This is a genomic window from Streptomyces sp. DT224, assembly GCF_049844595.1.
Taxonomy (GTDB): domain Bacteria; phylum Actinomycetota; class Actinomycetes; order Streptomycetales; family Streptomycetaceae; genus Streptomyces.
In genome coordinates, this window is the sequence record NZ_JBNCLI010000011.1 from 64,544 (window position 1) to 86,782 (window position 22,239).

23 protein-coding genes and 1 pseudogene are annotated in these 22,239 nt (G+C 72.1%); 15 read left to right on the top strand and 9 right to left on the bottom strand.

Features of this window, described 5'->3' with window-relative positions:
- Positions 1-237 precede the first annotated feature (237 nt).
- Entirely contained in the window at positions 238-783 is a 546-nt protein-coding gene (locus tag ACLQ2N_RS26530) for a hypothetical protein (protein WP_425817097.1), read from the bottom strand.
- Between the two features lie 224 nt (positions 784-1,007).
- Here ACLQ2N_RS26530 and tsaB point away from each other — a divergent pair, with 224 nt between their 5' ends.
- The 7 genes from tsaB (at position 1,008) to ACLQ2N_RS26565 (ending at position 5,889) form a co-directional block, all read left to right on the top strand.
- Positions 1,008-1,646: a tRNA (adenosine(37)-N6)-threonylcarbamoyltransferase complex dimerization subunit type 1 TsaB gene (tsaB, locus tag ACLQ2N_RS26535; protein ID WP_425817099.1), complete on the top strand. Its 639-nt coding sequence runs from the start codon at positions 1,008-1,010 to the stop codon at positions 1,644-1,646.
- Entirely contained in the window at positions 1,643-2,146 is a 504-nt protein-coding gene (rimI, locus tag ACLQ2N_RS26540) for a ribosomal protein S18-alanine N-acetyltransferase (protein WP_425816636.1), read from the top strand. The genes tsaB and rimI overlap by 4 nt, the downstream gene beginning before the upstream one ends.
- Positions 2,146-3,246 carry a tRNA (adenosine(37)-N6)-threonylcarbamoyltransferase complex transferase subunit TsaD gene (gene tsaD / locus ACLQ2N_RS26545; RefSeq protein ID WP_425816637.1) on the top strand — a complete coding sequence of 367 codons (1,101 nt, stop codon included), beginning with the start codon at positions 2,146-2,148 and terminating at the stop codon, positions 3,244-3,246. Before rimI ends, tsaD begins: the two co-directional genes overlap by 1 nt.
- Entirely contained in the window at positions 3,243-3,515 is a 273-nt protein-coding gene (locus tag ACLQ2N_RS26550; RefSeq protein ID WP_425816638.1) for a hypothetical protein, read from the top strand. Before tsaD ends, ACLQ2N_RS26550 begins: the two co-directional genes overlap by 4 nt.
- Before the next feature lie 80 nt (positions 3,516-3,595).
- The gene (locus ACLQ2N_RS26555) at positions 3,596-4,066 is read left to right on the top strand and encodes a VOC family protein (protein ID WP_425816639.1); all 471 of its coding nucleotides are present in this window, start codon (positions 3,596-3,598) and stop codon (positions 4,064-4,066) included.
- Between the two features lie 47 nt (positions 4,067-4,113).
- On the top strand, positions 4,114-4,779 hold the full coding sequence (locus tag ACLQ2N_RS26560; RefSeq protein WP_425816640.1) for a hypothetical protein: 666 nt from the start codon (positions 4,114-4,116) through the stop codon (positions 4,777-4,779).
- A 135-nt stretch (positions 4,780-4,914) separates the two neighbouring features.
- Positions 4,915-5,889 carry a polysaccharide deacetylase family protein gene (locus ACLQ2N_RS26565; RefSeq protein ID WP_425816641.1) on the top strand — a complete coding sequence of 325 codons (975 nt, stop codon included), beginning with the start codon at positions 4,915-4,917 and terminating at the stop codon, positions 5,887-5,889.
- On the opposite strand, the gene ACLQ2N_RS26570 is transcribed toward ACLQ2N_RS26565, so the two are convergent.
- Complete coding sequence (locus ACLQ2N_RS26570; protein ID WP_425816642.1) at positions 5,880-6,296, bottom strand: DUF6234 family protein; 417 nt, start codon at positions 6,294-6,296, stop codon at positions 5,880-5,882. The genes ACLQ2N_RS26565 and ACLQ2N_RS26570 overlap by 10 nt on opposite strands.
- Positions 6,297-6,602: 306 nt before the next feature.
- Between ACLQ2N_RS26570 and groES the strand changes: the two genes are divergently transcribed.
- Together groES and groL are read left to right on the top strand one after the other, a co-directional pair.
- On the top strand, positions 6,603-6,911 hold the full coding sequence (gene groES / locus ACLQ2N_RS26575) for a co-chaperone GroES (protein ID WP_018101172.1): 309 nt from the start codon (positions 6,603-6,605) through the stop codon (positions 6,909-6,911).
- 101 nt (positions 6,912-7,012) lie between these two features.
- A complete protein-coding gene (groL, locus tag ACLQ2N_RS26580; protein ID WP_361023710.1) occupies positions 7,013-8,638 on the top strand; it encodes a chaperonin GroEL in 1,626 nt (541 codons plus the stop codon).
- 69 nt (positions 8,639-8,707) lie between these two features.
- Here the strand turns inward: groL and ACLQ2N_RS26585 are convergent.
- From ACLQ2N_RS26585 to ACLQ2N_RS26600, 4 genes and pseudogenes are all read right to left on the bottom strand, one after another.
- Positions 8,708-8,953, bottom strand: a pseudogene (locus tag ACLQ2N_RS26585) (IS30 family transposase); the annotation flags it as partial.
- A 301-nt stretch (positions 8,954-9,254) separates the two neighbouring features.
- Positions 9,255-10,295, bottom strand: a complete 1,041-nt coding sequence (locus ACLQ2N_RS26590) for a hydroxyacid dehydrogenase (RefSeq protein WP_425816643.1) — start codon at positions 10,293-10,295, stop codon at positions 9,255-9,257.
- Between the two features lie 225 nt (positions 10,296-10,520).
- Positions 10,521-11,294, bottom strand: coding sequence for an SDR family NAD(P)-dependent oxidoreductase (locus ACLQ2N_RS26595; RefSeq protein WP_425816644.1), 774 nt, complete (start codon positions 11,292-11,294; stop codon positions 10,521-10,523).
- 52 nt (positions 11,295-11,346) lie between these two features.
- Complete coding sequence (locus ACLQ2N_RS26600) at positions 11,347-12,018, bottom strand: MOSC domain-containing protein (protein ID WP_425817101.1); 672 nt, start codon at positions 12,016-12,018, stop codon at positions 11,347-11,349.
- A gap of 89 nt (positions 12,019-12,107) precedes the next feature.
- Between ACLQ2N_RS26600 and ACLQ2N_RS26605 the strand changes: the two genes are divergently transcribed.
- Positions 12,108-13,046, top strand: a complete 939-nt coding sequence (locus tag ACLQ2N_RS26605) for a LysR family transcriptional regulator (RefSeq protein WP_425816645.1) — start codon at positions 12,108-12,110, stop codon at positions 13,044-13,046.
- Positions 13,047-13,116: 70 nt separating this feature from the next.
- Here the strand turns inward: ACLQ2N_RS26605 and ACLQ2N_RS26610 are convergent, their stop codons facing one another.
- Positions 13,117-13,443 (bottom strand): WhiB family transcriptional regulator, encoded by a 327-nt coding sequence (locus tag ACLQ2N_RS26610; protein ID WP_018101161.1) that lies wholly within the window; start codon positions 13,441-13,443, stop codon positions 13,117-13,119.
- A gap of 425 nt (positions 13,444-13,868) precedes the next feature.
- Between ACLQ2N_RS26610 and ACLQ2N_RS26615 the strand changes: the two genes are divergently transcribed.
- From ACLQ2N_RS26615 to ACLQ2N_RS26630, 4 genes are all read left to right on the top strand, one after another.
- Positions 13,869-14,480: a response regulator transcription factor gene (locus ACLQ2N_RS26615; RefSeq protein WP_003948568.1), complete on the top strand. Its 612-nt coding sequence runs from the start codon at positions 13,869-13,871 to the stop codon at positions 14,478-14,480.
- Positions 14,481-14,730: 250 nt separating this feature from the next.
- Positions 14,731-15,306 (top strand): sigma-70 family RNA polymerase sigma factor, encoded by a 576-nt coding sequence (locus ACLQ2N_RS26620; RefSeq protein ID WP_425816646.1) that lies wholly within the window; start codon positions 14,731-14,733, stop codon positions 15,304-15,306.
- A 152-nt stretch (positions 15,307-15,458) separates the two neighbouring features.
- Positions 15,459-16,961, top strand: a complete 1,503-nt coding sequence (guaB, locus tag ACLQ2N_RS26625; RefSeq protein ID WP_425816647.1) for an IMP dehydrogenase — start codon at positions 15,459-15,461, stop codon at positions 16,959-16,961.
- A 104-nt stretch (positions 16,962-17,065) separates the two neighbouring features.
- Positions 17,066-18,190, top strand: coding sequence for a GuaB3 family IMP dehydrogenase-related protein (locus ACLQ2N_RS26630; RefSeq protein WP_425816648.1), 1,125 nt, complete (start codon positions 17,066-17,068; stop codon positions 18,188-18,190).
- Positions 18,191-18,253: 63 nt separating this feature from the next.
- On the opposite strand, the gene ACLQ2N_RS26635 is transcribed toward ACLQ2N_RS26630, so the two are convergent.
- Both ACLQ2N_RS26635 and ACLQ2N_RS26640 read right to left on the bottom strand, forming a co-directional pair.
- On the bottom strand, positions 18,254-18,781 hold the full coding sequence (locus ACLQ2N_RS26635) for a hypothetical protein (protein WP_425816649.1): 528 nt from the start codon (positions 18,779-18,781) through the stop codon (positions 18,254-18,256).
- Between the two features lie 122 nt (positions 18,782-18,903).
- Entirely contained in the window at positions 18,904-20,166 is a 1,263-nt protein-coding gene (locus ACLQ2N_RS26640) for a nucleotide sugar dehydrogenase (protein ID WP_425816650.1), read from the bottom strand.
- 244 nt (positions 20,167-20,410) lie between these two features.
- Here ACLQ2N_RS26640 and ACLQ2N_RS26645 point away from each other — a divergent pair, with 244 nt between their 5' ends.
- Complete coding sequence (locus ACLQ2N_RS26645; protein WP_425816651.1) at positions 20,411-22,120, top strand: glycerol-3-phosphate dehydrogenase/oxidase; 1,710 nt, start codon at positions 20,411-20,413, stop codon at positions 22,118-22,120.
- The last annotated feature ends 119 nt before the right edge of the window (positions 22,121-22,239 follow it).

Sequence of the window (22,239 nt, forward strand, 5' to 3'; positions counted from 1 at the left end):
GCGGCGACCGCGGTGTCCACGCCACCCCAGCCACGCAACCAGCCCCACCCGGCGGGCCCGGCCGGCCCCGCCCACGCCGCGAGTCCCGCTCACGCGGCAAAGTCCGCCCGCACGGCGACATCCGGACGGGCGGCACGATCAAGCCCGTCCGGCGAGTGAGGACATCTGTGACACGGGCCGACGACGGCCCGCAGAAAAACAGCCCGTCCGGCAAGTGAGGACAACGGCCGGTCCGGGCTACGGGACCACCACGACGGTCGCCCCCACCGTGGCGAACCGCCACACCGCGTCCCCGTCGGCCCGGGACATCCGCACGCCCCCCGCCTTCACCGTGGGATCCGGCTCCTCCATCGACCCGTCCTGCGCGGCGCTGAAGCCGATCGTCACGTCGTCCACCGTGGCGAACCGCACCACGTGCTCGATCGGCACACCGTCGGAGCCCTTCACGCTGCCCGTGCGCGACGTCACGTGGTACGTGCCCGGCACCGCGTGCACCGGGCTCGGCATCACCTTGAACGTCCGCGACGCCTTCCCCTTCGCGTCCACCAGCCACACCCGGCGGTCGTGCAGCGCGTAGACGACCCGCGCCCCGGTGCCGGAGCCGGCGGGGACGGCGAGCGGGTCCTTCTTCGGCCTGGCCTTGCCCTGCCCGCCGGCCGGGGCGGACGCCGAGGCGCTGATCGACGCCTTCGGCTTCGCGCTCAGATCGTCCGGCACATTCGCGGAAGCCTGGTAGGCCAGGAAGCCGACCGCCGCGACGGCCGCCGCGGTGAGCGCGGCCACGATTCCCGAGCTGCCCCTTGCCACCGTGCGTGCCTCTTTCGCTGTCGTGTGCCGGAAGGCGCGAACCGTACGCCGTACGCGAACCGTAAGTCGTACAAGCGTTTACACGTACTCCGCGTATACCCGGTGACGGTAGCAGCCGGGACCGCCCGGGCCGGGATGCCGTACGGGGCGCGGGGCGGGCCGCGCCGGAGCCGTAGGCTGTTTGCGTGCTCTTGCTCGCAATGGATACCGCCACCCCCGCCGTCACCGTCGCCCTGCACGACGGGACCCGCGTCGTCGCCGAGTCCGCGCAGGTCGACGCCCGCAGGCACGGGGAGCTGCTGCTGCCCGCCGTCGACCGGGTCCTCGCGGACGCCGGGGTGGAACTCGACGCCGTGACGGACGTCGTCGTGGGCGTCGGCCCCGGCCCGTACACCGGACTGCGCGTCGGCCTGGTGACGGCCGCCACCTTCGGCTCGGTGCTCTCCGTGCCCGTGCACGGCCTGTGCACCCTGGACGGCCTCGCGTACGCCGCCGGGCTCGACGGCCCCTTCGCCGTCGCCACGGACGCCCGCCGCAAGGAGGTCTACTGGGCGCGGTACGAGGACGCCCGCACCCGGACCGCCGGGCCGTCCGTCGACCGGCCCGCCGACATCGCGGACCGGCTCGCGGGCCTGCCGGTCGTCGGGGCGGGCGCGGTGCTCTACCCCGAGGCGTTCCCGGACGCGCGCGGCCCCGAGCACCTGGCGGCGGGCGCCCTCGCGGGCCTGGCCGCCGAACGCCTCGCGGCGGGCGAGGAGCTGCTGCCGCCGCAGCCGCTCTACCTGCGCCGGCCCGACGCGCAGGTCCCGAAGAACTACAAGGTGGTCACCCCGAAGTGACCGTCACGACCGCGGTGCTGCGCGAGATGCGCTGGTGGGACATCGACCCCGTGCTCGCCCTGGAGCACGAGCTGTTCCCGGAGGACGCCTGGTCGGCGGGCATGTTCTGGTCCGAGCTGGCGTACGCGCGCGGCCCGGCGGCCACCCGGCGCTACGTCGTCGCCGAGGAGCCCGGCACCGGCCGGATCGTCGGATACGCGGGCCTCGCCGCCGCCGGTGACCTCGCCGACGTGCAGACGATCGCCGTCGCCCGCGACCACTGGGGCGGCGGGCTCGGCTCCGAGCTGCTGACCGACCTGCTCAGGCACGCCACGGCCTTCGAGTGCGCCGAGGTGCTGCTCGAAGTCCGCGTCGACAACACGCGCGCCCAGAAGCTCTACGAGCGCTTCGGCTTCGAACCGATCGGCTTCCGCCGCGGCTACTACCAGCCGGGCAACGTCGACGCGCTCGTCATGCGCCTCCACGTACACGAAGAAGCAGAAGAAAACGGGACCCACTGATGGCTGACGAACCGCTCGTACTCGGCATCGAGACCTCCTGCGACGAAACCGGGGTCGGCATCGTCCGGGGGACCACGCTCCTCGCGGACGCCGTCGCGTCCAGCGTCGACACGCACGCCCGCTTCGGCGGCGTCGTCCCGGAGATCGCCTCCCGCGCCCACCTGGAGGCGATGGTCCCCACCATCGAGCGCGCCCTGAAGGAGGCCGGGGTCAGCGGCCGCGACCTGGACGGCATCGCCGTCACCGCCGGGCCCGGCCTCGCGGGCGCCCTGCTCGTCGGCGTCTCCGCCGCCAAGGCGTACGCGTACGCGCTGAACAAGCCGCTGTACGGGGTCAACCACCTGGCGTCCCACATCTGCGTCGACCAGCTGGAGCACGGCCCGCTGCCCGAGCCCACCATGGCGCTCCTGGTCAGCGGCGGGCACTCCTCCCTGCTGCTCGCGCCGGACATCACCAACGACGTACGGCCGCTCGGCGCGACCATCGACGACGCGGCCGGCGAGGCGTTCGACAAGATCGCCCGGGTCCTGGACCTCGGCTTCCCCGGCGGCCCGGTCATCGACCGGCTCGCCAGGGAGGGCGACCCGGCCGCCATCGCCTTCCCGCGCGGCCTCACCGGCCCGCGCGACCCCGCGTACGACTTCTCCTTCTCCGGCCTGAAGACCTCCGTCGCCCGCTGGATCGAGGCCAAGCGGGCGGCCGGCGAGGACGTGCCGGTCCGGGACGTGGCCGCGTCCTTCCAGGAGGCCGTGGTGGACGTGCTCACCCGCAAGGCCGTCCGCGCCTGCAAGGACGAGGGCGTCGACCACCTGATGATCGGCGGCGGCGTCGCGGCCAACTCGCGGCTGCGCGCGCTCGCCGAGGAGCGGTGCGAGCGGGCCGGCATCCGGCTGCGCGTGCCCCGCCCCAAGCTGTGCACCGACAACGGGGCGATGGTCGCCGCGCTCGGCGCCGAGATGGTCGCCCGCAACCGGCCCGCCTCCGACCTGGAGCTGTCCGCCGACTCCTCGCTGCCCGTCACCGAGACCCACGTCCCGGGCGCCCACACGCACGACCACGACCACGTGCACGAGATCAGCAAGGACAACCTGTACTCATGAGCGCCCCGGTGACCGCCCTGATGTGGGAGGCCCGCGCCGCCGAGGGCCGGGGCGGCGAGCTGGCGGAATGGGCCCGCGCCCGCGCCGCCGGGCTGCCCCGCCCCCCGCTCCGCAGCGAGCTGCTGCGCGCCCCGCAGGACCGGGTCCTCGTCATCACCTGGTGGCAGGCGGCATACGCCGACGAGCTGCCGGAGCTGCCCGACCCCGACCCGGACCTCGTCACCCGGCCGGTCCACCGCTGGCGCTTCGCGTCGCTGGGAGCGGGGTAGCCCCGGCACGTCGATGAGTCCGGGAGGTCCGCGCGGTCTACCCTTCACGGCACTTTGCCCCTGTACGTGAGGAGAGGACCATGCAGAAGGTCACCACGTTCCTGTGGTTCCCGAAGAATTTGATCGAGGAGGCGGCCGACTACTACGTCTCCGTCATCGGCGGCGACTCGCGCGTCCTGGAGACCACCCGCTGGACCGCCGCCGGCCACGGCGAGGAGGGCACGGCGATGACCGTCCGGTTCCAGCTGGACGGCGCGGAGTACATCGCGTTCGACGGCGGGCCCGAGTTCACCTTCACCGAGGCCGCCTCGCTCTCCGTGGAGTGCGACTCGCAGGAGGAGGCGGACCGCCTGTGGAACGAGCTCACCTCCGGCGGCGGGCAGGAGAGCCAGTGCGGCTGGCTCAAGGACAGGTACGGCCTCTCCTGGCAGATCGTCCCGCCGGGCCTCGTCGAGGCCCTGACCGACCCGGACCCGGAGAAGGCCGCCCGCGCGATGAAGGCGATGCTCGGCATGAAGCGCCTTGACGTCGAGGCCATCCGCAACGCCTGAGCCCCGCGCGGGACTTGGGGCCACGGGCGCTCGATAGGGTCGGCCCCATGTCCCCTCGATTCGTGCTGCCGCCGCCCCCGCCGCCCGTGGAGATACGCGCCTGGCCCGACCGGGAAGCGCTGCTCGCCGACCGGTCCTTCCTGCTCGGCGTCCTGGTCAGGGCGCACATCGGACCCGGCCGGCTCGGACTGCTGTGGCTGTGGGGGGTGGTCGGCGCGATCGGCTGGTCGTTCATCGGGACGGCGATCGTCACCTTCGAGGAGTCGTACGACGCCATCAGCGCGATCGTCGGCGTGGTGATGCTCGCGGTGGGCGCCGCCGCCCTCGTCCCGGCGGTGATCCTGGTCGTCGTCGGGCTGCGCCGGGACGTGGCGGTGCGCCGGCTGCTCACGCAGTGGGGCGGGCTGGACCGCGACCCCGTCCGCGACGCCGGACTCCGGCTGCCCGGCACGACGCTGGGGTGGCTGCTGCCCTCCTTCGTGCTCGGCGCGCTGGGGCTCTACCTCTGCGTCGTCGTGCCGGCGGGAGCGGTCCGGGGCGAGGACACGTACGGGCTGATGGCGCTGATCATGGGGCTCGGGCTGCTGGCCTGGCTCGTCGGGCTCGTCGGCGTCCTCAAGGCGTTCTGGCACCGGCGCTGGATCGTACGGACGCTGGCCGGGTCCGCCGCGCGGCCCGCGCCGGTCGCGCAGGGCGGCGGCGTCCACCGCTGAAGCCCCTTCGGCCGCCTCCGTGTGAGCCACCCGGGGGACCGTGCGTGCCCGGCGGCGGTGTCGGAGCCGATGCCCCGTCACGTACTGGCAGGATCCGGCGCCATGCAGCCAGTACGACAAAAGGACAAATTGGCCATGAATGGGCGCGAACAGGGTGCGGTGGTGGGCGGGCGGCAGCGGGTGCGGGGCCGCCTGCGGCGCGGGCCGGGTTACGCGGTCCTCGCCGCGCTCCTGGTCGCCGCCGCCGCGTCCGGCTGCGCGGCCGGGGACGAGGACCCGGGCGCCGCCCGGAGCGCGAAGCTCCAGGCCGGCCAGGCGGGCCCGCAGGCGGAACCGGCCGCCGGGGCGCTCGGCACCCGTGCGGCGCAGGCGGAGCGGGCCAGGCTCGCCCAGGCCGCCCGCGCGGTCGCCGCCAAGAAGTGGGGCCTGGCGGCAACGCCGCTCGCGGCGCCCCTACCGCCCGCGAAGAAGCCGCACCTCACCACCCGCAAGGGCTTCGAGGTCGAGGGCCAGGACGACTCGCTGCCGCCGGTCTTCACCCGGGTCCCCACCACGGACAAGGTCGTCTTCCTGACGATGGACGACGGGGACGACAAGGACCCCGAGCTGCTGAAGATGATGTCGGAGCTGAACATCCCGTACAGCGCCTTCCTCAGCGACTACCTGGTGCGCGACGACTACACGTACTTCAAGGACGCCCAGTCCCGGGGGACCGTGCTCGGCAACCACACGCTCAACCACCGCTACCTGCCGGGCCTCTCCCACGACGAGCAGAAGCGCGAGATCTGCGGCCAGCAGGACATCATCGAGGAGCAGTTCGGCAAGCGGCCCCGGCTCTTCCGGCCGCCGTACGGCAACTACAACGCCGACACGCTCACGGTCGCCAAGTCCTGCGGCATCACCGCCGTGCCGCTGTGGGAGGCGGAGGCGTTCCCCGACCACATGGAGTGGCGCGGGGAGGACCGGAAGCTGCACCCCGGCGACATCATCCTCACCCACTTCCGGGGCAAGGAGGACTGGAAGGGGAGCATGCCCGACCTGGTCCGGTCCGTCATGAAGACCGTCACGGACCAGGGGTACGCCGTGGCCCGCCTGGAGGACTACGTGTAGGAGGCGGCGTACGCGCGGTCGGGCCCGCGCTCCGGGTGCGCCTCCTCGTAGGCGTCGTGCCAGGCCGTCAGCGTGAGGACCAGCAGCAGGCATACGCCGATCAGCTGGACGACGCCCGCGACCGGCAGCCCGAAGCGCAGCAGCACCACCGCGATCACACAGGCCACCGCGGTGACGGTGGCGAGGACGAGAGTGCCGGACCAGTCCATCCCGGGCGGTCCGGCCTCCGCCGTGTCCGGGTTCGGCGGGCGGGGGTCGGAGCCCGTGTACGCGTAGAAGAAGACCGCGCCGATCACCCCCTCCAGTGCGATGAGGAGCAGGCCGAGCACCACGTCGAGGCAGCCGGTCGCCACAGGCCCCGGGCGGGTGGCGGCCGGGCGGTCCCGGCCGGCGGGTCGTATGCGCATGCCGCCACCGTCCACCGGAACGGTCCGGACGTCCCCCGCGTTGTCCCTACGGTGTCCGGAACGTTGCCGGGTCGCAGCCGCACGGTGGGGCGGACGGCTCCCGGGTACGCCACGGGGGGCGTGAATTGGCACTCCGCTTGACCGAGTGCTAATCGCGGCCATAGTCTCAGTGCTGGCACTCCCCACTGGAGAGTGCCAGCAGTACTGTGCGACCGGCAGGTCCGGCACCCGCGACGACGGGCCCACCTGGTCGCCACCCCAAAGACTGTTAAACCCCGTGAGATCTCCGAAGGGGGAGACCGGATCGTGTCGACCGCCAGCTCCAAGGTTGCGATCAAGCCGCTCGAGGACCGCATTGTGGTCCAGCCGCTCGACGCCGAGCAGACCACGGCCTCCGGCCTGGTTATCCCGGACACCGCCAAGGAGAAGCCCCAGGAGGGCGTCGTCCTGGCCGTGGGCCCGGGCCGCTTCGAGAACGGCGAGCGCCTGCCGCTCGACGTCAAGACCGGCGATGTCGTGCTGTACAGCAAGTACGGCGGCACCGAGGTGAAGTACAACGGCGAGGAGTACCTCGTCCTCTCGGCGCGCGACGTCCTCGCGATCATCGAGAAGTAATTCACCCACGTTTGCTTCTGTTCTGCGCCCCTGGCCCCCTGCGAACCAACAGCCGGGCGGCAGGGGCGCAGTTCTTGTTTTGAGAGGAACAGTTCAGCTCCATGGCGAAGATCCTGAAGTTCGACGAGGACGCCCGTCGCGCCCTTGAGCGCGGCGTCAACAAGCTTGCCGACACGGTGAAGGTGACGATCGGCCCCAAGGGCCGCAACGTCGTCATCGACAAGAAGTTCGGTGCCCCCACCATCACCAACGACGGTGTCACCATCGCGCGCGAGGTCGAGCTGGACGACCCGTACGAGAACCTGGGCGCCCAGCTGGTGAAGGAGGTGGCGACCAAGACCAACGACGTCGCGGGTGACGGCACCACCACCGCCACCGTCCTCGCCCAGGCGCTCGTCCGCGAGGGCCTGCGCAACGTCGCCGCCGGCGCCTCCCCGGCCGCCCTGAAGAAGGGCATCGACGCCGCGGTCAAGGCCGTGTCCGAGGAGCTCCTCGCGACCGCCCGCCCGATCGACGACAAGTCCGACATCGCCGCCGTGGCCGCGCTCTCCGCGCAGGACCCGCAGGTCGGCGAGCTCATCGCGGACGCGATGGACAAGGTCGGCAAGGACGGCGTCATCACCGTCGAGGAGTCCAACACCTTCGGCCTGGACCTCGACTTCACCGAGGGCATGGCCTTCGACAAGGGCTACCTGTCCCCGTACATGGTGACCGACCAGGAGCGTATGGAGGCCGTCCTCGACGACCCGTACATCCTGATCCACCAGGGCAAGATCGGTTCGATCCAGGAGCTGCTGCCGCTCCTGGAGAAGGTCATCCAGGCCGGTGGCTCCAAGCCGCTCCTGATCATCGCCGAGGACGTCGAGGGCGAGGCCCTGTCGACCCTGGTCGTGAACAAGATCCGCGGCACGTTCAACGCCGTCGCCGTCAAGGCGCCGGGCTTCGGTGACCGCCGCAAGGCCATGCTCGGCGACATCGCCACCCTCACCGGTGCGACCGTCATCGCCGAGGAGGTCGGCCTCAAGCTCGACCAGGCCGGTCTGGACGTGCTGGGCACCGCCCGCCGCGTGACCGTCACCAAGGACGACACCACCATCGTCGACGGCGGCGGCAAGGCCGACGAGGTCGCCGGCCGCGTCAACCAGATCAAGGCCGAGATCGAGGCCACGGACTCCGACTGGGACCGCGAGAAGCTCCAGGAGCGCCTGGCGAAGCTGGCCGGCGGGGTCTGCGTGATCCGCGTCGGTGCCGCCACCGAGGTCGAGCTCAAGGAGAAGAAGCACCGTCTGGAGGACGCCATCTCCGCGACCCGCGCCGCGGTCGAGGAGGGCATCGTCTCCGGTGGTGGCTCCTCCCTCGTCCACGCCGTCAAGGTCCTGGAGGGCAACCTCGGCAAGACCGGCGACGAGGCCACCGGTGTCGCGGTCGTCCGCCGCGCCGCCGTCGAGCCGCTGCGCTGGATCGCCGAGAACGCCGGCCTCGAGGGCTACGTCATCACCTCGAAGGTCGCCGAGCTCGACAAGGGCCAGGGCTTCAACGCCGCCACCGGCGAGTACGGCGACCTGGTGAAGGCCGGCGTCATCGACCCGGTCAAGGTCACCCGCTCCGCCCTGGAGAACGCCGCGTCCATCGCGTCGCTGCTGCTCACGACCGAGACCCTGGTCGTCGAGAAGCCGGCCGAGGACGAGCCGGAGGCCGCGGGCCACGGCCACGGTCACTCCCACTAGCGTGTAGCCGAGAGGCCCGGTCTCCCTTGGGCGGTTTCTAGGGGTCGTTGCAACACGTGGTTGTGTTGGTCAGGCCGCGAGTAGTTTATGCAGGCGCTCGGCTGGGGTTTCCCAGCCGAGCGTTTTGCGTGGGCGGCCGTTGAGTTCGGCGGCGACGGTGGCCAGGTGTTCGCGGGGATGGACGGCGAGGTCGGTGCCCTTGGGGAAGTACTGCCGTAGCAGGCCGTTGGTGTTCTCGTTCGAGCCGCGCTGCCAGGGGCTGGCCGGGTCGCAGAAGTAGACCGGGACATCGGTGGCGATGCTGAAGCTCTTGCGGCCGGACGCGCCTCGTCCGTTCCGCCAGCGTCTGCCGGTCTTCGGGTTGATCCCGACAATCCGGCACGCTTCCTCGTTGCTCAGGCCCTGCCCCATGAGCCGGGAGTATGCCGCCCGCTCAGCGGACAGCTTTCTGCGCCCCTGAGGCTTCCGGTCCCCTCGGATCTCGAAATCCATCGCACCCCTTGAACTGGGGTGTTGCAACGATCCCTAGAACCCAAGTTGCGGGGACCGGGCCTTTTTGCGCTGGGGGGCTGGGCCCCGGCCCCTCCCGCTGCTCGAACGCCGGAGGGGCCGGCTCTCACGCCGACCGGTCCAGCGCCGCCGGACGCACCGGGTCCGCGAACGGCCGCCCCTGTGCGTAGCGTTCCAGCTCGTCCAGCGCGTGATCGGTCATCCGGTGCAGCTCGTTGCCGAGGGAGCCCGCCACGTGCGGGGTCAGGAGGACGTTCGGGAGGTCGTACAGCGGGGAGTCGGCCGGGGGCGGTTCGGGCTCCGTCACGTCGAGTACGGCGTGCAGCCGGCCCGGGACCAGTTCGCGCAGCAGGGCCGCCTCGTCGATCAGGGAGCCCCGGGCCGTGTTGATCAGCGTCGAGCCCGTCCGCATCAGCGCCAGCTGGCCGGCGCCGATCATGTGGTGGGTATCGGGGAGCTGCGGGGCGTGCACGGAGACGACGTCGGCGCGGGCGCACAGCTCGTCCAGGGCGGCCGGTTCGACGCCGAGGCGCGCCGCCTCCTCCGCGGTGACGAACGGGTCGTACAGCAGGACCGCCAGGTCGAAGGGGCGGAGCAGCTCGATGACGCGGCGGCCGATGCGGGAGGCGCCGACGATGCCCACCGTGCGGCGGTAGTTGCCGGCCCCGTCCAGCTCGGCGCGCCAGTCGTGGTCGGCGCGGACCTGGCGGTAGACGTGGGCCGAGTGCGGGACGCGCTTGTTGGCCAGCAGGATCGTGGCCAGGGTGTACTCCGCCACCGGCAGCGCGTTGGCCCCGGCCGCCGAGGAGACGGCGAGGCCGCGCTCCCAGCACGCGTCGGTGATGTGGTGCTTGACGGAGCCGGCCGCGTGGATCACCGCCTTCAGGCGGGGCGCGGCGGCGAGGACCCGTTTGGTGAGCGGGGTGGCGCCCCAGCACGTGAACAGGACCTCGGCCTCGGCGAGGGCGGCGGCGACGCGGGGGTCCGGGTCGGCCAGGTCGTGGGCGACGAGGTCCGGGTCCGTACGGGCGAGGGCGGCGAGCCGGTCGCGGTGGCGCGGCTCGAAGAGGCGCTCGTGGATGTCCGGGCCCATGGCGAGCAGAACCGAGGGCCGGGGGCTTCGTGTTGTCGTGGGTTGCGTGTGCATGAGTGAGTTGTAGTACCCGGGGCGTGGTGGCGGGAGGGGGATGCGGGAACCGCTTCCGGGCGGGGGAGGCAGGTGGGGGACCCGGCGGCGCCGTTCGTGAGGTCCGGACCGTCAGGGGTGGCGGTGCGCGACCGGCTCGGGGACCTCACCGAGCAGGACGAGCGGGTACGCGGCGCCCGGCCTCGGCGCCTGCGCGGCGGCGGCGTGCAGTGGTCGCGCCGCTCCCTACTGCGGCCCGTACTTGCGGCCCGTACGCGAGGTCAGCCCGCCGAGCAGGCCGCGCGGGGCCAGCTTCACCGCGCCCATCAGCACCTTGTAACGCGGGTCCGGGATCGACACCGACTTCCCGCGCGCCAGGTCCGCCAGCGCCGCGCTCACCAACTTGTCCGCGTCGAGCCACATCCAGCCCGGGATGTTGCCCGTGCCCATCCCGGCCCGCTGGTGGAACTCCGTACGCACGAAGCCCGGACACAGCGCCATCAGCCGCACCCCGGACCCGGCCAGGTCCTTCGCCGCGCCCTGGCTGAACTGCACGACCCACGCCTTCGAAGCCCCGTACGTGCCGCGCGGCACGAACGCGGCGACCGACGCCACATTGACGATGCCGCCCCGGCCGCGCTCCCGCATCGAGGCCGCCGCGGCGGAGGTCAGCCGCAGCACCGCCTCGCAGTGCACCTTCAGCATCGACAGCTCGTCGGCCATCGGGACCTCCAGATAGCGCCCCTTGTTGCCGAAGCCCGCGTTGTTCACCAGCAGGTCGACCGGGTTCCGGGCGTCCCCGAGGCGTTCCTCGACGGCGCGGATGCCCTGGTCGTCGGACAGGTCGGCCCGCAGTACCTCGGCCTCGATGCCGTGCCGGTCGTGCAGCTCGGTCGCCTGCTCGCGCAGCCGCTCCGCGTCCCGGGCCACCAGGACCAGGTCGTACCCGTCGGCGGCGAGCCGCCGTGCGAAGGCGGCACCGATGCCCGCCGTCGCGCCCGTGATCAGTGCAGTCGTCATACGCGGCACGGTAGAGCATCCGCGAGCGGCGCCTCCGGGCGCTCCCGCACGCTCAGGAAGCGGTGAGCTCCGCCGCGTACGCGCGTGCCGTGCGCAGCGTCGACGGAGTCAGCGCGCCGCCGGCCGGAAGCAGCAGCGGCAGCAGGTCGCGCCGGGTCGTCACGGCCCGGAACTGCAGCTCCACCGTCACCTCGTGGTCCGGCCGGTGCACGACCTCGACCGGGTCGCCCGCCCGGACCGAGCCCGGCGTGATCACCCGCAGGTACGCCCCCGGGGCCGCCGCCCGCGTGAACCGCTTCACCCAGCGGGCCTCGCCGAGGTGGCCCTGGAACGTACGGCACGGGATGCGGCCGGAGGCGACCTCCAGGACCAGCTCCCCGCCGATCCGCCAGCGCTCGCCGATCAGGGCCTCGCCGACCCGCAGCCCCGCCGTGGTCAGGTTCTCGCCGAACGTGCCGTTGGGCAGCGCGCGACCCAGCTCCCGTTCCCAGACGTCCAGGTCCTCGCGGGCGAAGGCGTACACCGCCTGGTCCGAGCCGCCGTGGTGGCGCAGGTCGCACACCGCGTCCCCGGCGAGACCGCTGCCGCCCGCACCCCTGGGGCCGGGGTCGGAGACCAGGACGGGCCCCTCCACCGGCCGCTTGTCGATCCCGGTCCTGCCGCCCGGGGCGTCGGTGTAGGACGCCGGCGTGGGACGCCCCGCGTTCACGGTCAGCACAGTCATCGCGGTCATACCGGAACGGTATCCAAGACCATCCCAAAGTCACGCGCGAATATCTCGCGATCACTCCAAGCGTTGCTTATGCTGGAAGGGTGATCGAAGCCCGCCACCTCCGCGTCCTGCGCGCCGTCGCCTCCACCGGCTCCTTCTCCGCCGCCGCCCGGGAGCTGGGCTGCACCCAGCCCGCGGTCAGCCAGCAGATGAAGGCCCTGGAGTCCTCCGCCGGGACCACGCTGCTCATCCGGACCGGGCGCGAGATGCGGCTGACGGAGGCGGGCGAGGCGCTGGTGCGGCACGCCTCCGGCATCCTCGCCGGGCTCACCGCCGCCGAGGAGGAGGTCGCCGCGATCGCCGGACTGCGGGCCGGCCGGGTCCGGCTCGTCTCGTTCCCGAGCGGCAGCTCGTCGCTGGTCCCGGGAGCCCTCGCCGCCCTGCGCGCCGCCCACCCCGGCACGCGGGTCTCCCTCGTGGAGGCCGAGCCGCCGCGGTCGGTGGAGATGCTGCGGGACGGCGACTGCGACATCGCGCTCGCCTTCCGGTACGGCGAACCGGGCGCCGAATGGGACGACCTGGTGGTCCGTCCGCTGCTCACGGACCGGCTCACGGGGCTCGTGCCCGAGGGGCACGCGCTGGCGGACCGGGACGAGGTCGGCATCGCGGAGCTGGCCGGGGAGTCCTGGATCGCCGGGTGCCCCCGGTGCCGCGGGCAGCTGGTGGAGGTGTGCGAGGGGTCCGGGTTCACCCCGCGCATCGACTTCGCCACCGACGACTACCCGGCGGTGATCGGCCTGGTCGGCGCGGGCCTGGGGGTCGCCGTGCTGCCGGCGCTGGCCATCGAATCGGTACGCCCCCGAGGGGCCAGGACCGTCACGGTGGTGCCGGCCATCGAACGCGAGATCGTCGCGCTGACCCTGCCCGACCTGGCGCGGGTCCCTGCGGTGGCGGCCACCCTGGATCACCTGGCGCTGGCCTCTTCCGGCCCGGCCGCACTGTCCGGCCCCGCCGAGGTGTCCAGCCCCTCCGGCGTTTGAGGGGCGGAGTCCCGGGTCCGGGAACGGGTGGGGTGAAGAAACGTTTCTCCCCTGATGCGCGCAGCGGCGGTCACCCATGCCCCGGGGGAGACGCCGGCGCCGCCGCCGTGATCAGCCGGTTCCGCGCACGCCCCATCAGCTCCTCGCGCTCGTCCTCGGTGAGCCCGCCCCACACTCCGTAGGGCTCGCGAACGGCCAGCGCGTGCGCCGCGCACTCCGCGCGGACCGGGCACCGCATGCAGACCTCCTTCGCGGAGGTCTCGCGGGCGCTGCGGGCGGCGCCGCGTTCCCCCTCGGGGTGGAAGAAGAGCGAGCTGTCGACCCCGCGGCAGGCCGCCAGCAGCTGCCAGTCCCACAGGTCGGCATTGGGTCCGGGAAGTCGGGAGAAATCGGCCATTGCTTGTCCCCTCGAAACCGTGCTGAGTCGGAAGCGTCGTGTGTGTCGTGGGTGGGTGCTCGTCGATGATCGCGTACAAAACCGTACATCTACGGTGTTAGTAGATGTAAATATGACTGATTGCGAATCTAGTCGTAGACACCACCTAAAGGGAAGAAATCCCGCTAAATGGGGCACGGTCCTGCCGAATATTTCGGTTGACGCCTGGACGACCCGTGGTGCTCTCCTCCGTGAGCGCTCACTCACGTAGAGTGCCGAACTCGGTCTTCCGACCCGTAACTCTTTCGAGTGACCATCGTTGAGAGTGCGGAGGCGGTTGGCAGAAAGAGCGATCGGGCAGATGTCCGAGAGCGTCAACCGCACAGGTGACGACTTGTAACAGCCTGGAGGCTCAAGGTGACGCGCATCAGCTGCGGAGGGCGGTCATGACTTCCGTCCTCGTCTGCGACGACTCCCCGCTTGCCCGAGAAGCGCTCCGTCGCGCGGTCGCGACCGTACCCGGCGTCGAGCGTGTGACGACGGCCGCCAACGGCGAGGAAGTCCTCCGCCGCTGGGGTGCCGACCGTTCGGATCTGATTCTCATGGACGTACGCATGCCCGGGCTCGGGGGGGTGGAGACGGTCCGCCGGCTGCTCTCCGCCGACCCCGGCGCCCGGATCATCATGCTGACCGTCGCCGAGGACCTGGACGGCGTCGCGCTCGCGGTCGCCGCCGGTGCCCGCGGCTATCTGCACAAGGACGCCTCCCGGGCAGAGCTCCGGGCGACCGTCACCCAGGCGCTGGCCGACCCGACGTGGCGGCTCGCCCCGCGCCGGCTGCGGTCGGCCGAGATGGGTGCGGCGCCCACGCTCACGGCGCGCGAGATCCAGGTGCTGGAGGGGATGAGCCACGGCCGCTCCAACGCGGAGATCGGCCGCGAGCTGTTCCTCTCCGAGGACACGGTGAAGACGCACGCCCGGCGGCTCTTCAAGAAGCTCGGTGCCTCGGACCGCGCCCACGCGGTGGCCCTGGGCTTCCGGTGGGGTCTGGTGCGCTGACAGTCGGCCCGGGCCCGCGCGGCCCGGGCGGCAGGGGGTGCGGCGCGAGCCGTACCCCGCCGATCCGGCGGTATGTGACGCTTCCCGGCCGATGCCGCATCCTTGAGACGTGGAGTTCCTCGGGAACGATTCGGTCGAGCGGAAGGGGAGGGCGCAGGACATGACTTCCGGCGCACCCGCTCATAACGCTTCGGTGCACAACTACGGACGCGGTGCCGCGGATGAAGCGGGGCCGGGGCACCATGGTTCGATGCGCGACGACGGGACGACGGTGATCGGTGGCCTGGTGCACCGTGCCGTCGAGGGCGACGCGCAGGCCACCCACGACCTGCTGGCCCATGTACACCCGCTCGCCCTGCGCTACTGCCGGTCCCGGCTGAACCGGCTGCCCGGTGACGCCCGCCACTTCGTGGAGGACCTGGCGCAGGAGGTGTGCGTCGCCGTGCTCATGGCGCTGCCGCGCTACAAGGACACGGGCAGACCCTTCGAAGCGTTCGTCTTCGCCATCGCCGGTCACAAGGTGGCCGACCTCCAGCGCGCCGCGATGCGGCACCCCGGCTCGACCGCGGTGCCCTCCGACGAGATGCCGGAGCGCCCCGACGACTCGCTCGGGCCCGAGGAGCGCGCGCTGCTCAGCAGCGACGCCGCCTGGGCCAAGAAGCTCCTGGCCAACCTCCCGGAGAACCAGCGCGAACTGCTCGTGCTGCGCGTCGCCGTCGGGCTGACCGCCGAGGAGACCGGGCAGATGCTCGGCATGTCGCCGGGCGCCGTCCGGGTCGCCCAGCACCGGGCGCTGAGCCGGCTGCGGGCCCTCGCCGAACAGTGAGGGCCGGGCCCCGCGCGCGTACCGGTGCACCACGCGGCAGGCCCCGTAGAAAGCTACAGAACTTCTTGGCGATCTTGCTCGTGGAATGAGACGCCTCCCGAGCCCGTTAGCATGGACATCCGCACCGATCAAGGCCATTTGGGGAAGGTGTCATGACTGCAAACGTCGACGGAGTGCCCGAGAAATTCGCGACGCTCGGGCTGACATACGACGACGTGCTGCTGCTGCCGGGCGCATCCGAAGTGCTGCCCAACGCGGTCGACACCTCGACGCTCATCTCGCGCAACGTCCGCGTCAACATCCCGCTGCTGTCCGCCGCCATGGACAAGGTCACCGAGGCCCGCATGGCCATCGCGATGGCCCGGCAGGGCGGCGTCGGCGTGCTGCACCGCAACCTCTCGGTCGAGGACCAGGTCAACCAGGTCGACCTGGTCAAGCGGTCCGAGTCCGGCATGGTCAGCGACCCGATCACGGTCGGCCCGGACGCCACGCTCGCCGAGGCGGACGCGCTCTGCGCCAAGTTCCGGATCAGCGGTGTCCCGGTCACCGACCAGGCGGGCAAGCTGCTCGGCATCGTCACCAACCGCGACATGGCGTTCGAGTCGGACCGCTCGCGCCAGGTGCGCGAGGTCATGACGCCGATGCCGCTGGTCACCGGCAAGGTCGGCATCTCCGGTGTGGACGCCATGGAGCTGCTGCGCCGCCACAAGATCGAGAAGCTGCCGCTGGTGGACGAGGCGGGCCTCCTCAAGGGCCTCATCACGGTCAAGGACTTCAAGAAGGCCGAGCAGTACCCGAACGCGGCCAAGGACGCCGACGGCCGGCTGCTCGTCGGCGCCGCCGTGGGCGCCAGCCCCGAGGCGCTGGACCGCGCCCAGGCGCTGGCCGAGGCGGGCGTCGACTTCCTGATCGTCGACACCTCGCACGGCCACAACAGCAACGCGCTGAACTGGATGTCCAAGATCAAGTCGGCCGTCTCCGTCGACGTCATCGGCGGCAACGTCGCAACCCGCGACGGCGCCCAGGCCCTGATCGACGCCGGCGTGGACGGCGTCAAGGTCGGCGTCGGCCCCGGCTCCATCTGTACGACCCGCGTCGTCGCCGGCATCGGCGTCCCGCAGGTCACCGCGATCTACGAGGCCGCGCTGGCCGCCCGCGCCGCGGGCGTCCCGGTCATCGGCGACGGCGGCCTCCAGTACTCCGGCGACATCGGCAAGGCGCTCGCCGCCGGCGCCGACAGCGTGATGCTGGGCTCGCTCCTCGCGGGCTGCGAGGAGTCCCCGGGCGAGCTGCTGTTCATCAACGGCAAGCAGTTCAAGTCGTACCGGGGCATGGGCTCGCTGGGCGCGATGCAGTCCCGCGGCCAGGGCCGCTCCTACTCCAAGGACCGGTACTTCCAGGGCGAGGTGGCGTCCGACGAAAAGCTGATCGCCGAGGGTATCGAGGGCCAGGTGCCCTACCGCGGCCCCCTCGCCAACGTGCTGTACCAGCTCGTCGGCGGTCTCCGCCAGACGATGGGCTACGTGGGCGCGGCCTCCATCGGCGAGATGGAGAGCAAGGGCCGCTTCGTCCGGATCACCTCGGCGGGTCTCAAGGAGAGTCACCCGCACGACATCCAGATGACGGCCGAGGCGCCGAACTACAGCAAGAAGTAACGCGACAGCGCAGGTGAGGGGCGGTCCGAGGTTCCCGGGACCGCCCCTCTCCCATGTGTCGGGGATACTGGACACGCAGACGCAGAGGGAAAGGCCACATCATCGTGACTGAGATCGAGATCGGGCGCGGCAAGCGCGGCCGCCGGGCATACGCATTCGACGACATCGCCGTCGTCCCGAGCCGCCGGACCCGCGACCCGAAGGAGGTCTCGATCGCCTGGCAGATCGACGCCTACCGCTTCGAGCTGCCGTTCCTGGCCGCCCCCATGGACTCCGTGGTGTCCCCGCAGCACGCCATCCGCATCGGCGAGCTCGGCGGCCTCGGCGTCCTCAACCTGGAAGGGCTGTGGACGCGGCACGAGGACCCGCAGCCGCTCCTGGACGAGATCGCCCAGATGCCCGTCGAGTCCGCGACCCGTCGGCTCCAGGAGATCTACTCCGCGCCGATCCGGGAGGAGCTGATCGGGCAGCGCATCAAGGAGGTGCGCGACTCCGGCGTCGTCACCGCCGCCGCGCTCTCCCCGCAGCGCACCGCGCAGTTCTCCAAGGCCGTGGTCGACGCGGGCGTGGACATCTTCGTCATCCGCGGCACCACGGTCTCCGCCGAGCACGTCTCGGGCGCGGCCGAGCCGCTGAACCTGAAGCAGTTCATCTACGAGCTGGACGTCCCGGTGATCGTCGGCGGCTGCGCCACGTACACCGCGGCCCTGCACCTGATGCGTACCGGCGCGGCCGGTGTCCTCGTCGGCTTCGGCGGTGGCGCCGCGCACACCACGCGCAACGTGTTCGGCATCCAGGTCCCGATGGCGACCGCCGTCGCCGACGTGGCCGGTGCCCGCCGCGACTACATGGACGAGTCCGGCGGCCGCTACGTGCACGTCATCGCGGACGGCGGCGTCGGCTGGTCCGGCGACCTGCCGAAGGCCATCGCCTGCGGCGCGGACGCCGTGATGATGGGCTCCCCGCTGGCCCGCGCGACGGACGCGCCGGGCCGGGGCCGGCACTGGGGCATGGAGGCCGTCCACGAGGACGTGCCGCGCGGCAAGCTGGTGGACCTGGGCTCGGTCGGCACGACCGAGGAGGTCCTGACCGGCCCCTCGCACACCCCGGACGGCTCGATGAACATCTTCGGCGCGCTGCGCCGGGCGATGGCCACCACGGGCTACAGCGACCTCAAGGAGTTCCAGCGCGTCGAGGTGACGGTGGCGGACTCGCAGCACCGCCGCTGAGTTTCCCCGTACGTACGCCGGAGGGCCCGGACCGCGGCCGCGGTCCGGGCCCTCCGGTCTTCGTTACGCGCCCTTCCTCGCACCGGCGACGGCGCCGACGGCGCCGAGGGCCAGGAAGAGGTAGTCCTTGAAGTCGGCCGCCTCGCTGTACGCGTCCGTGAGGACGCCGAAGTGGTCGAAGAAGATGCTGGTCGCCGACTCGTGCGCGAGGTCGGAGAGGGCGATCGAGATGCCCACGAGCTGGCCGATGTACACGGCGCCGATGGAGAGCAGCGCGCTGACGACGGTCACGGCGGGGTTGGCGCCGCCAAGCTTGCTCGCCGCGAAACCGACGAGGAGGCCGACGCCGACCGCGATGTAGCCGATCTGGTGATCGGACTTGCCGAGGATGAAGCCGTAGATGAGCGCGCCGACGACGGCCGCCACCACGGCCGCGCCCAGGCCGAGCGCGATGTTGTTGCGCGCCGGCGGGGCCGGGGGGCCGAACGGGGCGGGGCCGCCGAACGGGGCGCCGGGCTGCTGGCCCGCGAACGGGTTGCCGCCCTGGGGCTGGCCGTAGGGCTGGTTCGGCGGTGGTACGGGCTGGCTCATGCTGGGTTCTCCCCCTGGGGACGTCTACGCAACTCTGTGCGAGGAGTGACGCCGCAGGCTAGCAGTCGGTTCCGACATCGGCCCACCGAAATCCTTGGGGGAACTGGGCTGAGGGCCCGTCATCAGAGCCGGTGGGCGGCTCCGGCGGGGGTGGCGCCGCGGGTGTCCAGGAGGAGTTGCGCCTTCACCGCGAGGCCCTGGAGGTCGTACGTACGGTGGTGCTGGAGCAGCACCGTGAGGTCCGCGCCGGCGGCCGCCTCGTAGAGCGAGTCGGCGCGGGGGACGGGGAGTTGGCGGACGCGCCAGTCCAGGACGTGCGGGTCGTGGAAGCCGATCTGGGCGCCCATGTCCATCAGCCGGGTGGCGATCTCGCGCGCGGGCGAGGCCTCCTGGTCGGCGAGGTCCGGCTTGTAGGTGACGCCGAGCAGGAGGATCCGCGCGCCGCGGACCGCCTTTCCGTGTTCGTTGAGGAGGGTGGCGCAGCGCTGGATCACGTACTGCGGCATCCGCTCGTTGATCTCCTGCGCCAGCGAGACCATCCGCAGCGGAGGACCGGGGGTGCGGTGGTGGTACGGGAGATGGCCCGGGTCGACCGGGGCGCCGTGGCCGCCGACGCCGGGGCCCGGGCGGAAGGGCTGGAAGCCGAAGGGTTTGGTCTCGGCGCACCGGATGACGTCCCAGAGGTCGACGCCCAGATCGTGGCAGAGCACCGCCATCTCGTTGACCAGGGCGATGTTGACGTACCGGAAGTTGGTCTCCAGGACCTTCGTCATCTCGGCCTCGCGGGTGCCCCGGGCCCGGACCACCTTGTCGGTGAGGCGGCCGTAGAAGGCGGCGGCGGACTCGGTGCAGGCAGGGGTGAGGCCGCCGATGACCTTCGGGATGTTGGCGTAGACGTGGGTGCGGTTGCCGGGGTCGAGCCGGCTGGGGGAGTGCGCGAGGTGGAAGTCGCGCCCGCCGCGCAGCCCGGAGCCCTCCTCCAGGATGGGGAGCAGCAAGCCCTCCGTGGTGCCGGGGGGCACGGCCGATTCGAGGAGCACGGTGGTGTGCGGGCGCAGCCGGGCGGCCAGGGCGCGGGCCGCGTCGGCGACGGCGCTCAGGTCGAGGGTGCGGTCGGGGCCGAGCGGGGTGGGCGCGCAGATCACGGCGGTGCGGACCCGGCCCAGCTCGGCCTGGTCGGTGGTGGGCCGGAAACCCAGCGAGAGCATGCGGCGGATGTCGGACGCCGGCAGCGATCCCTCGACCGGCGCACGGCCCGCGGCGACCTCCGCGAAGGCCCGGGGGTCGGTGTCGTAGCCGATGGTGTGGATACCGGCGTGGACGGCGGCCTGGGCCAGGGGCAGGCCGAGGTGACCGAGTCCGATGACGGCGAGGTCTGCAGGCACGGGGTGGGCCGTCCTTCCCTTAAGACCAGGAGGCAGAAAGCGCAACCGCTGTGGACAGCGCTATGTCAGGTTAGGCGTAAATATGACCGATATGCCGCATTGTGTGGCCCTTGTCGTCCGGGTGTTGTCCACAGGCGGTGGCTGAAGTCGCGCGGCGCGGACAGAATCGATCTGTGGGCACGGGCACCGAACGCATGGTCGGGGCCGCGATCCGTGCCGGACCCCGAGCAACCGGGAGGCAGCGGTGAGGACAGCGACACTGGGACCCGCGGAGCGCGCCGAGGCGCTCGCCGCCATGGCCGAGCGCGAACTGGACGTGCTGGTCGTGGGAGCGGGCGTGGTCGGCGCCGGAACGGCGCTGGACGCGGTCACCAGAGGGCTCTCGACCGGTCTGGTCGAGGCGCGCGACTGGGCGTCCGGCACGTCGAGCAGGTCGAGCAAGCTGATCCACGGCGGCCTGCGCTATCTGGAGATGCTCGACTTCGCCCTCGTACGGGAGGCGCTGAAGGAGCGCGGGCTGCTGCTCGAGCGGCTCGCCCCGCACCTGGTGAAGCCGGTGCCCTTCTTGTACCCCTTGCAGCACAAGGGGTGGGAGCGGCTGTACGCCGGTTCCGGCGTCGCGCTGTACGACGCGATGTCGGTCTCCTCCGGGCACGGCCGGGGCCTGCCCATGCACCGCCACCTCTCCCGCCGCCGGGCCCTGCGCGTCGCGCCGGCCCTGAAGCGGGACGCCCTGGTGGGGGCCCTGCAGTACTACGACGCCCAGATGGACGACGCCCGCTATGTCGCCACGCTGGTGCGCACCGCTTCCGCGTACGGCGCGCAGGTGGCGAACCGGGCCCGGGTGACCGGCTTCCTCCGGGAGGGGGAGCGTGTCGTCGGCGCCCGGGTGGAGGACGTCGAGGCGGGCGGCGCGTACGAGGTCAGGGCCAAACAGGTGGTCAACGCGACCGGGGTGTGGACGGACGACACCCAGTCGCTGATCGGCGAGCGCGGCCAGTTCCACGTACGGGCCTCCAAGGGCATCCACCTGGTCGTCCCCAAGGACCGCATCCACTCCTCGACCGGCCTGATCCTGCGCACCGAGAAGTCCGTGCTCTTCGTCATCCCCTGGGGCCGGCACTGGATCGTCGGCACCACGGACACCGACTGGGACCTGGACAAGGCGCACCCGGCCGCCTCCAGCGCCGACATCGACTACCTGCTGGAACACGTCAACGCGGTCCTGTCGACGCCCCTGACCAGGGACGACGTGGAGGGCGTCTATGCCGGCCTGCGGCCCCTGCTGGCCGGTGAGTCGGACGCCACCAGCAAGCTGTCGCGCGAGCACACCGTCGCGCATCCGGTGCCGGGCCTCGTCGTCGTAGCGGGCGGCAAGTACACGACGTACCGGGTGATGGCCAAGGACGCCGTGGACGAGGCGGTGCACGGCCTCGACCAGCGCGTCGCCGACTGCGTCACCGAGGACATCCCGCTGCTGGGCGCCGAGGGCTACCGCGCCCTGTGGAACGCACGCGCCAGGATCGCCGCCCGCACCGGCCTCCACGTCGCCCGGGTGGAGCACCTGCTCAACCGCTACGGCTCGATGACCGAGGAGATCCTGGAGCTGATCGTCGCCGACCCCGCGCTGGGCGATCCGCTGCCGGCCGCCGACGACTATCTGAGGGCCGAGATCGTGTACGCCGCCTCGCACGAGGGGGCGCGTCACCTGGACGACGTCCTGACCCGGCGCACCCGGATCTCCATCGAGACCTTCGACCGGGGCACCCGCTCCGCCCGCCTCTGCGCCGAGCTGATGGCGCCGGTCCTCGGCTGGGACGCCGGCCGGACCGACCGCGAGGTCGAGCACTACGAGAAGCGGGTGGAGGCGGAACGCGAGTCGCAGCGCCAGCCGGACGACCTGACGGCGGACGCGGCGAGGCTGGGGGCACCGGACATCGTGCCGCTGCTGTGACGCCGCCTCGGCCCGGCCCCGGCGGAACTCCGCCTCCGGGAGCCCCGGTTCCCGCGTGTCGGGGGCGGCACCAGGACCCGGCACCGGGGCCGGTCCCGGGGTGAGGGACAATGAACGCT

Bases quoted from the DNA above. Each gene is read 5' to 3' on its own strand.
- tsaB (WP_425817099.1), top strand. From the start codon at position 1,008: ATGGATACCGCCACCCCCGCCGTCACCGTCGCCCTGCACGACGGGACC.
- tsaD (WP_425816637.1), top strand. From the start codon at position 2,146: ATGGCTGACGAACCGCTCGTACTCGGCATCGAGACCTCCTGCGACGAA.
- ACLQ2N_RS26550 (WP_425816638.1), top strand. From the start codon at position 3,243: ATGAGCGCCCCGGTGACCGCCCTGATGTGGGAGGCCCGCGCCGCCGAG.
- ACLQ2N_RS26555 (WP_425816639.1), top strand. From the start codon at position 3,596: ATGCAGAAGGTCACCACGTTCCTGTGGTTCCCGAAGAATTTGATCGAG.
- ACLQ2N_RS26560 (WP_425816640.1), top strand. From the start codon at position 4,114: ATGTCCCCTCGATTCGTGCTGCCGCCGCCCCCGCCGCCCGTGGAGATA.
- ACLQ2N_RS26565 (WP_425816641.1), top strand. From the start codon at position 4,915: ATGAATGGGCGCGAACAGGGTGCGGTGGTGGGCGGGCGGCAGCGGGTG.
- ACLQ2N_RS26570 (WP_425816642.1), bottom strand. From the start codon at position 6,296: ATGCGCATACGACCCGCCGGCCGGGACCGCCCGGCCGCCACCCGCCCG.
- groL (WP_361023710.1), top strand. From the start codon at position 7,013: ATGGCGAAGATCCTGAAGTTCGACGAGGACGCCCGTCGCGCCCTTGAG.
- ACLQ2N_RS26590 (WP_425816643.1), bottom strand. From the start codon at position 10,295: ATGCACACGCAACCCACGACAACACGAAGCCCCCGGCCCTCGGTTCTG.
- ACLQ2N_RS26595 (WP_425816644.1), bottom strand. From the start codon at position 11,294: ATGACGACTGCACTGATCACGGGCGCGACGGCGGGCATCGGTGCCGCC.
- ACLQ2N_RS26600 (WP_425817101.1), bottom strand. From the start codon at position 12,018: ATGACTGTGCTGACCGTGAACGCGGGGCGTCCCACGCCGGCGTCCTAC.
- ACLQ2N_RS26610 (WP_018101161.1), bottom strand. From the start codon at position 13,443: ATGGCCGATTTCTCCCGACTTCCCGGACCCAATGCCGACCTGTGGGAC.
- ACLQ2N_RS26615 (WP_003948568.1), top strand. From the start codon at position 13,869: ATGACTTCCGTCCTCGTCTGCGACGACTCCCCGCTTGCCCGAGAAGCG.
- ACLQ2N_RS26620 (WP_425816646.1), top strand. From the start codon at position 14,731: ATGCGCGACGACGGGACGACGGTGATCGGTGGCCTGGTGCACCGTGCC.
- guaB (WP_425816647.1), top strand. From the start codon at position 15,459: ATGACTGCAAACGTCGACGGAGTGCCCGAGAAATTCGCGACGCTCGGG.
- ACLQ2N_RS26635 (WP_425816649.1), bottom strand. From the start codon at position 18,781: ATGAGCCAGCCCGTACCACCGCCGAACCAGCCCTACGGCCAGCCCCAG.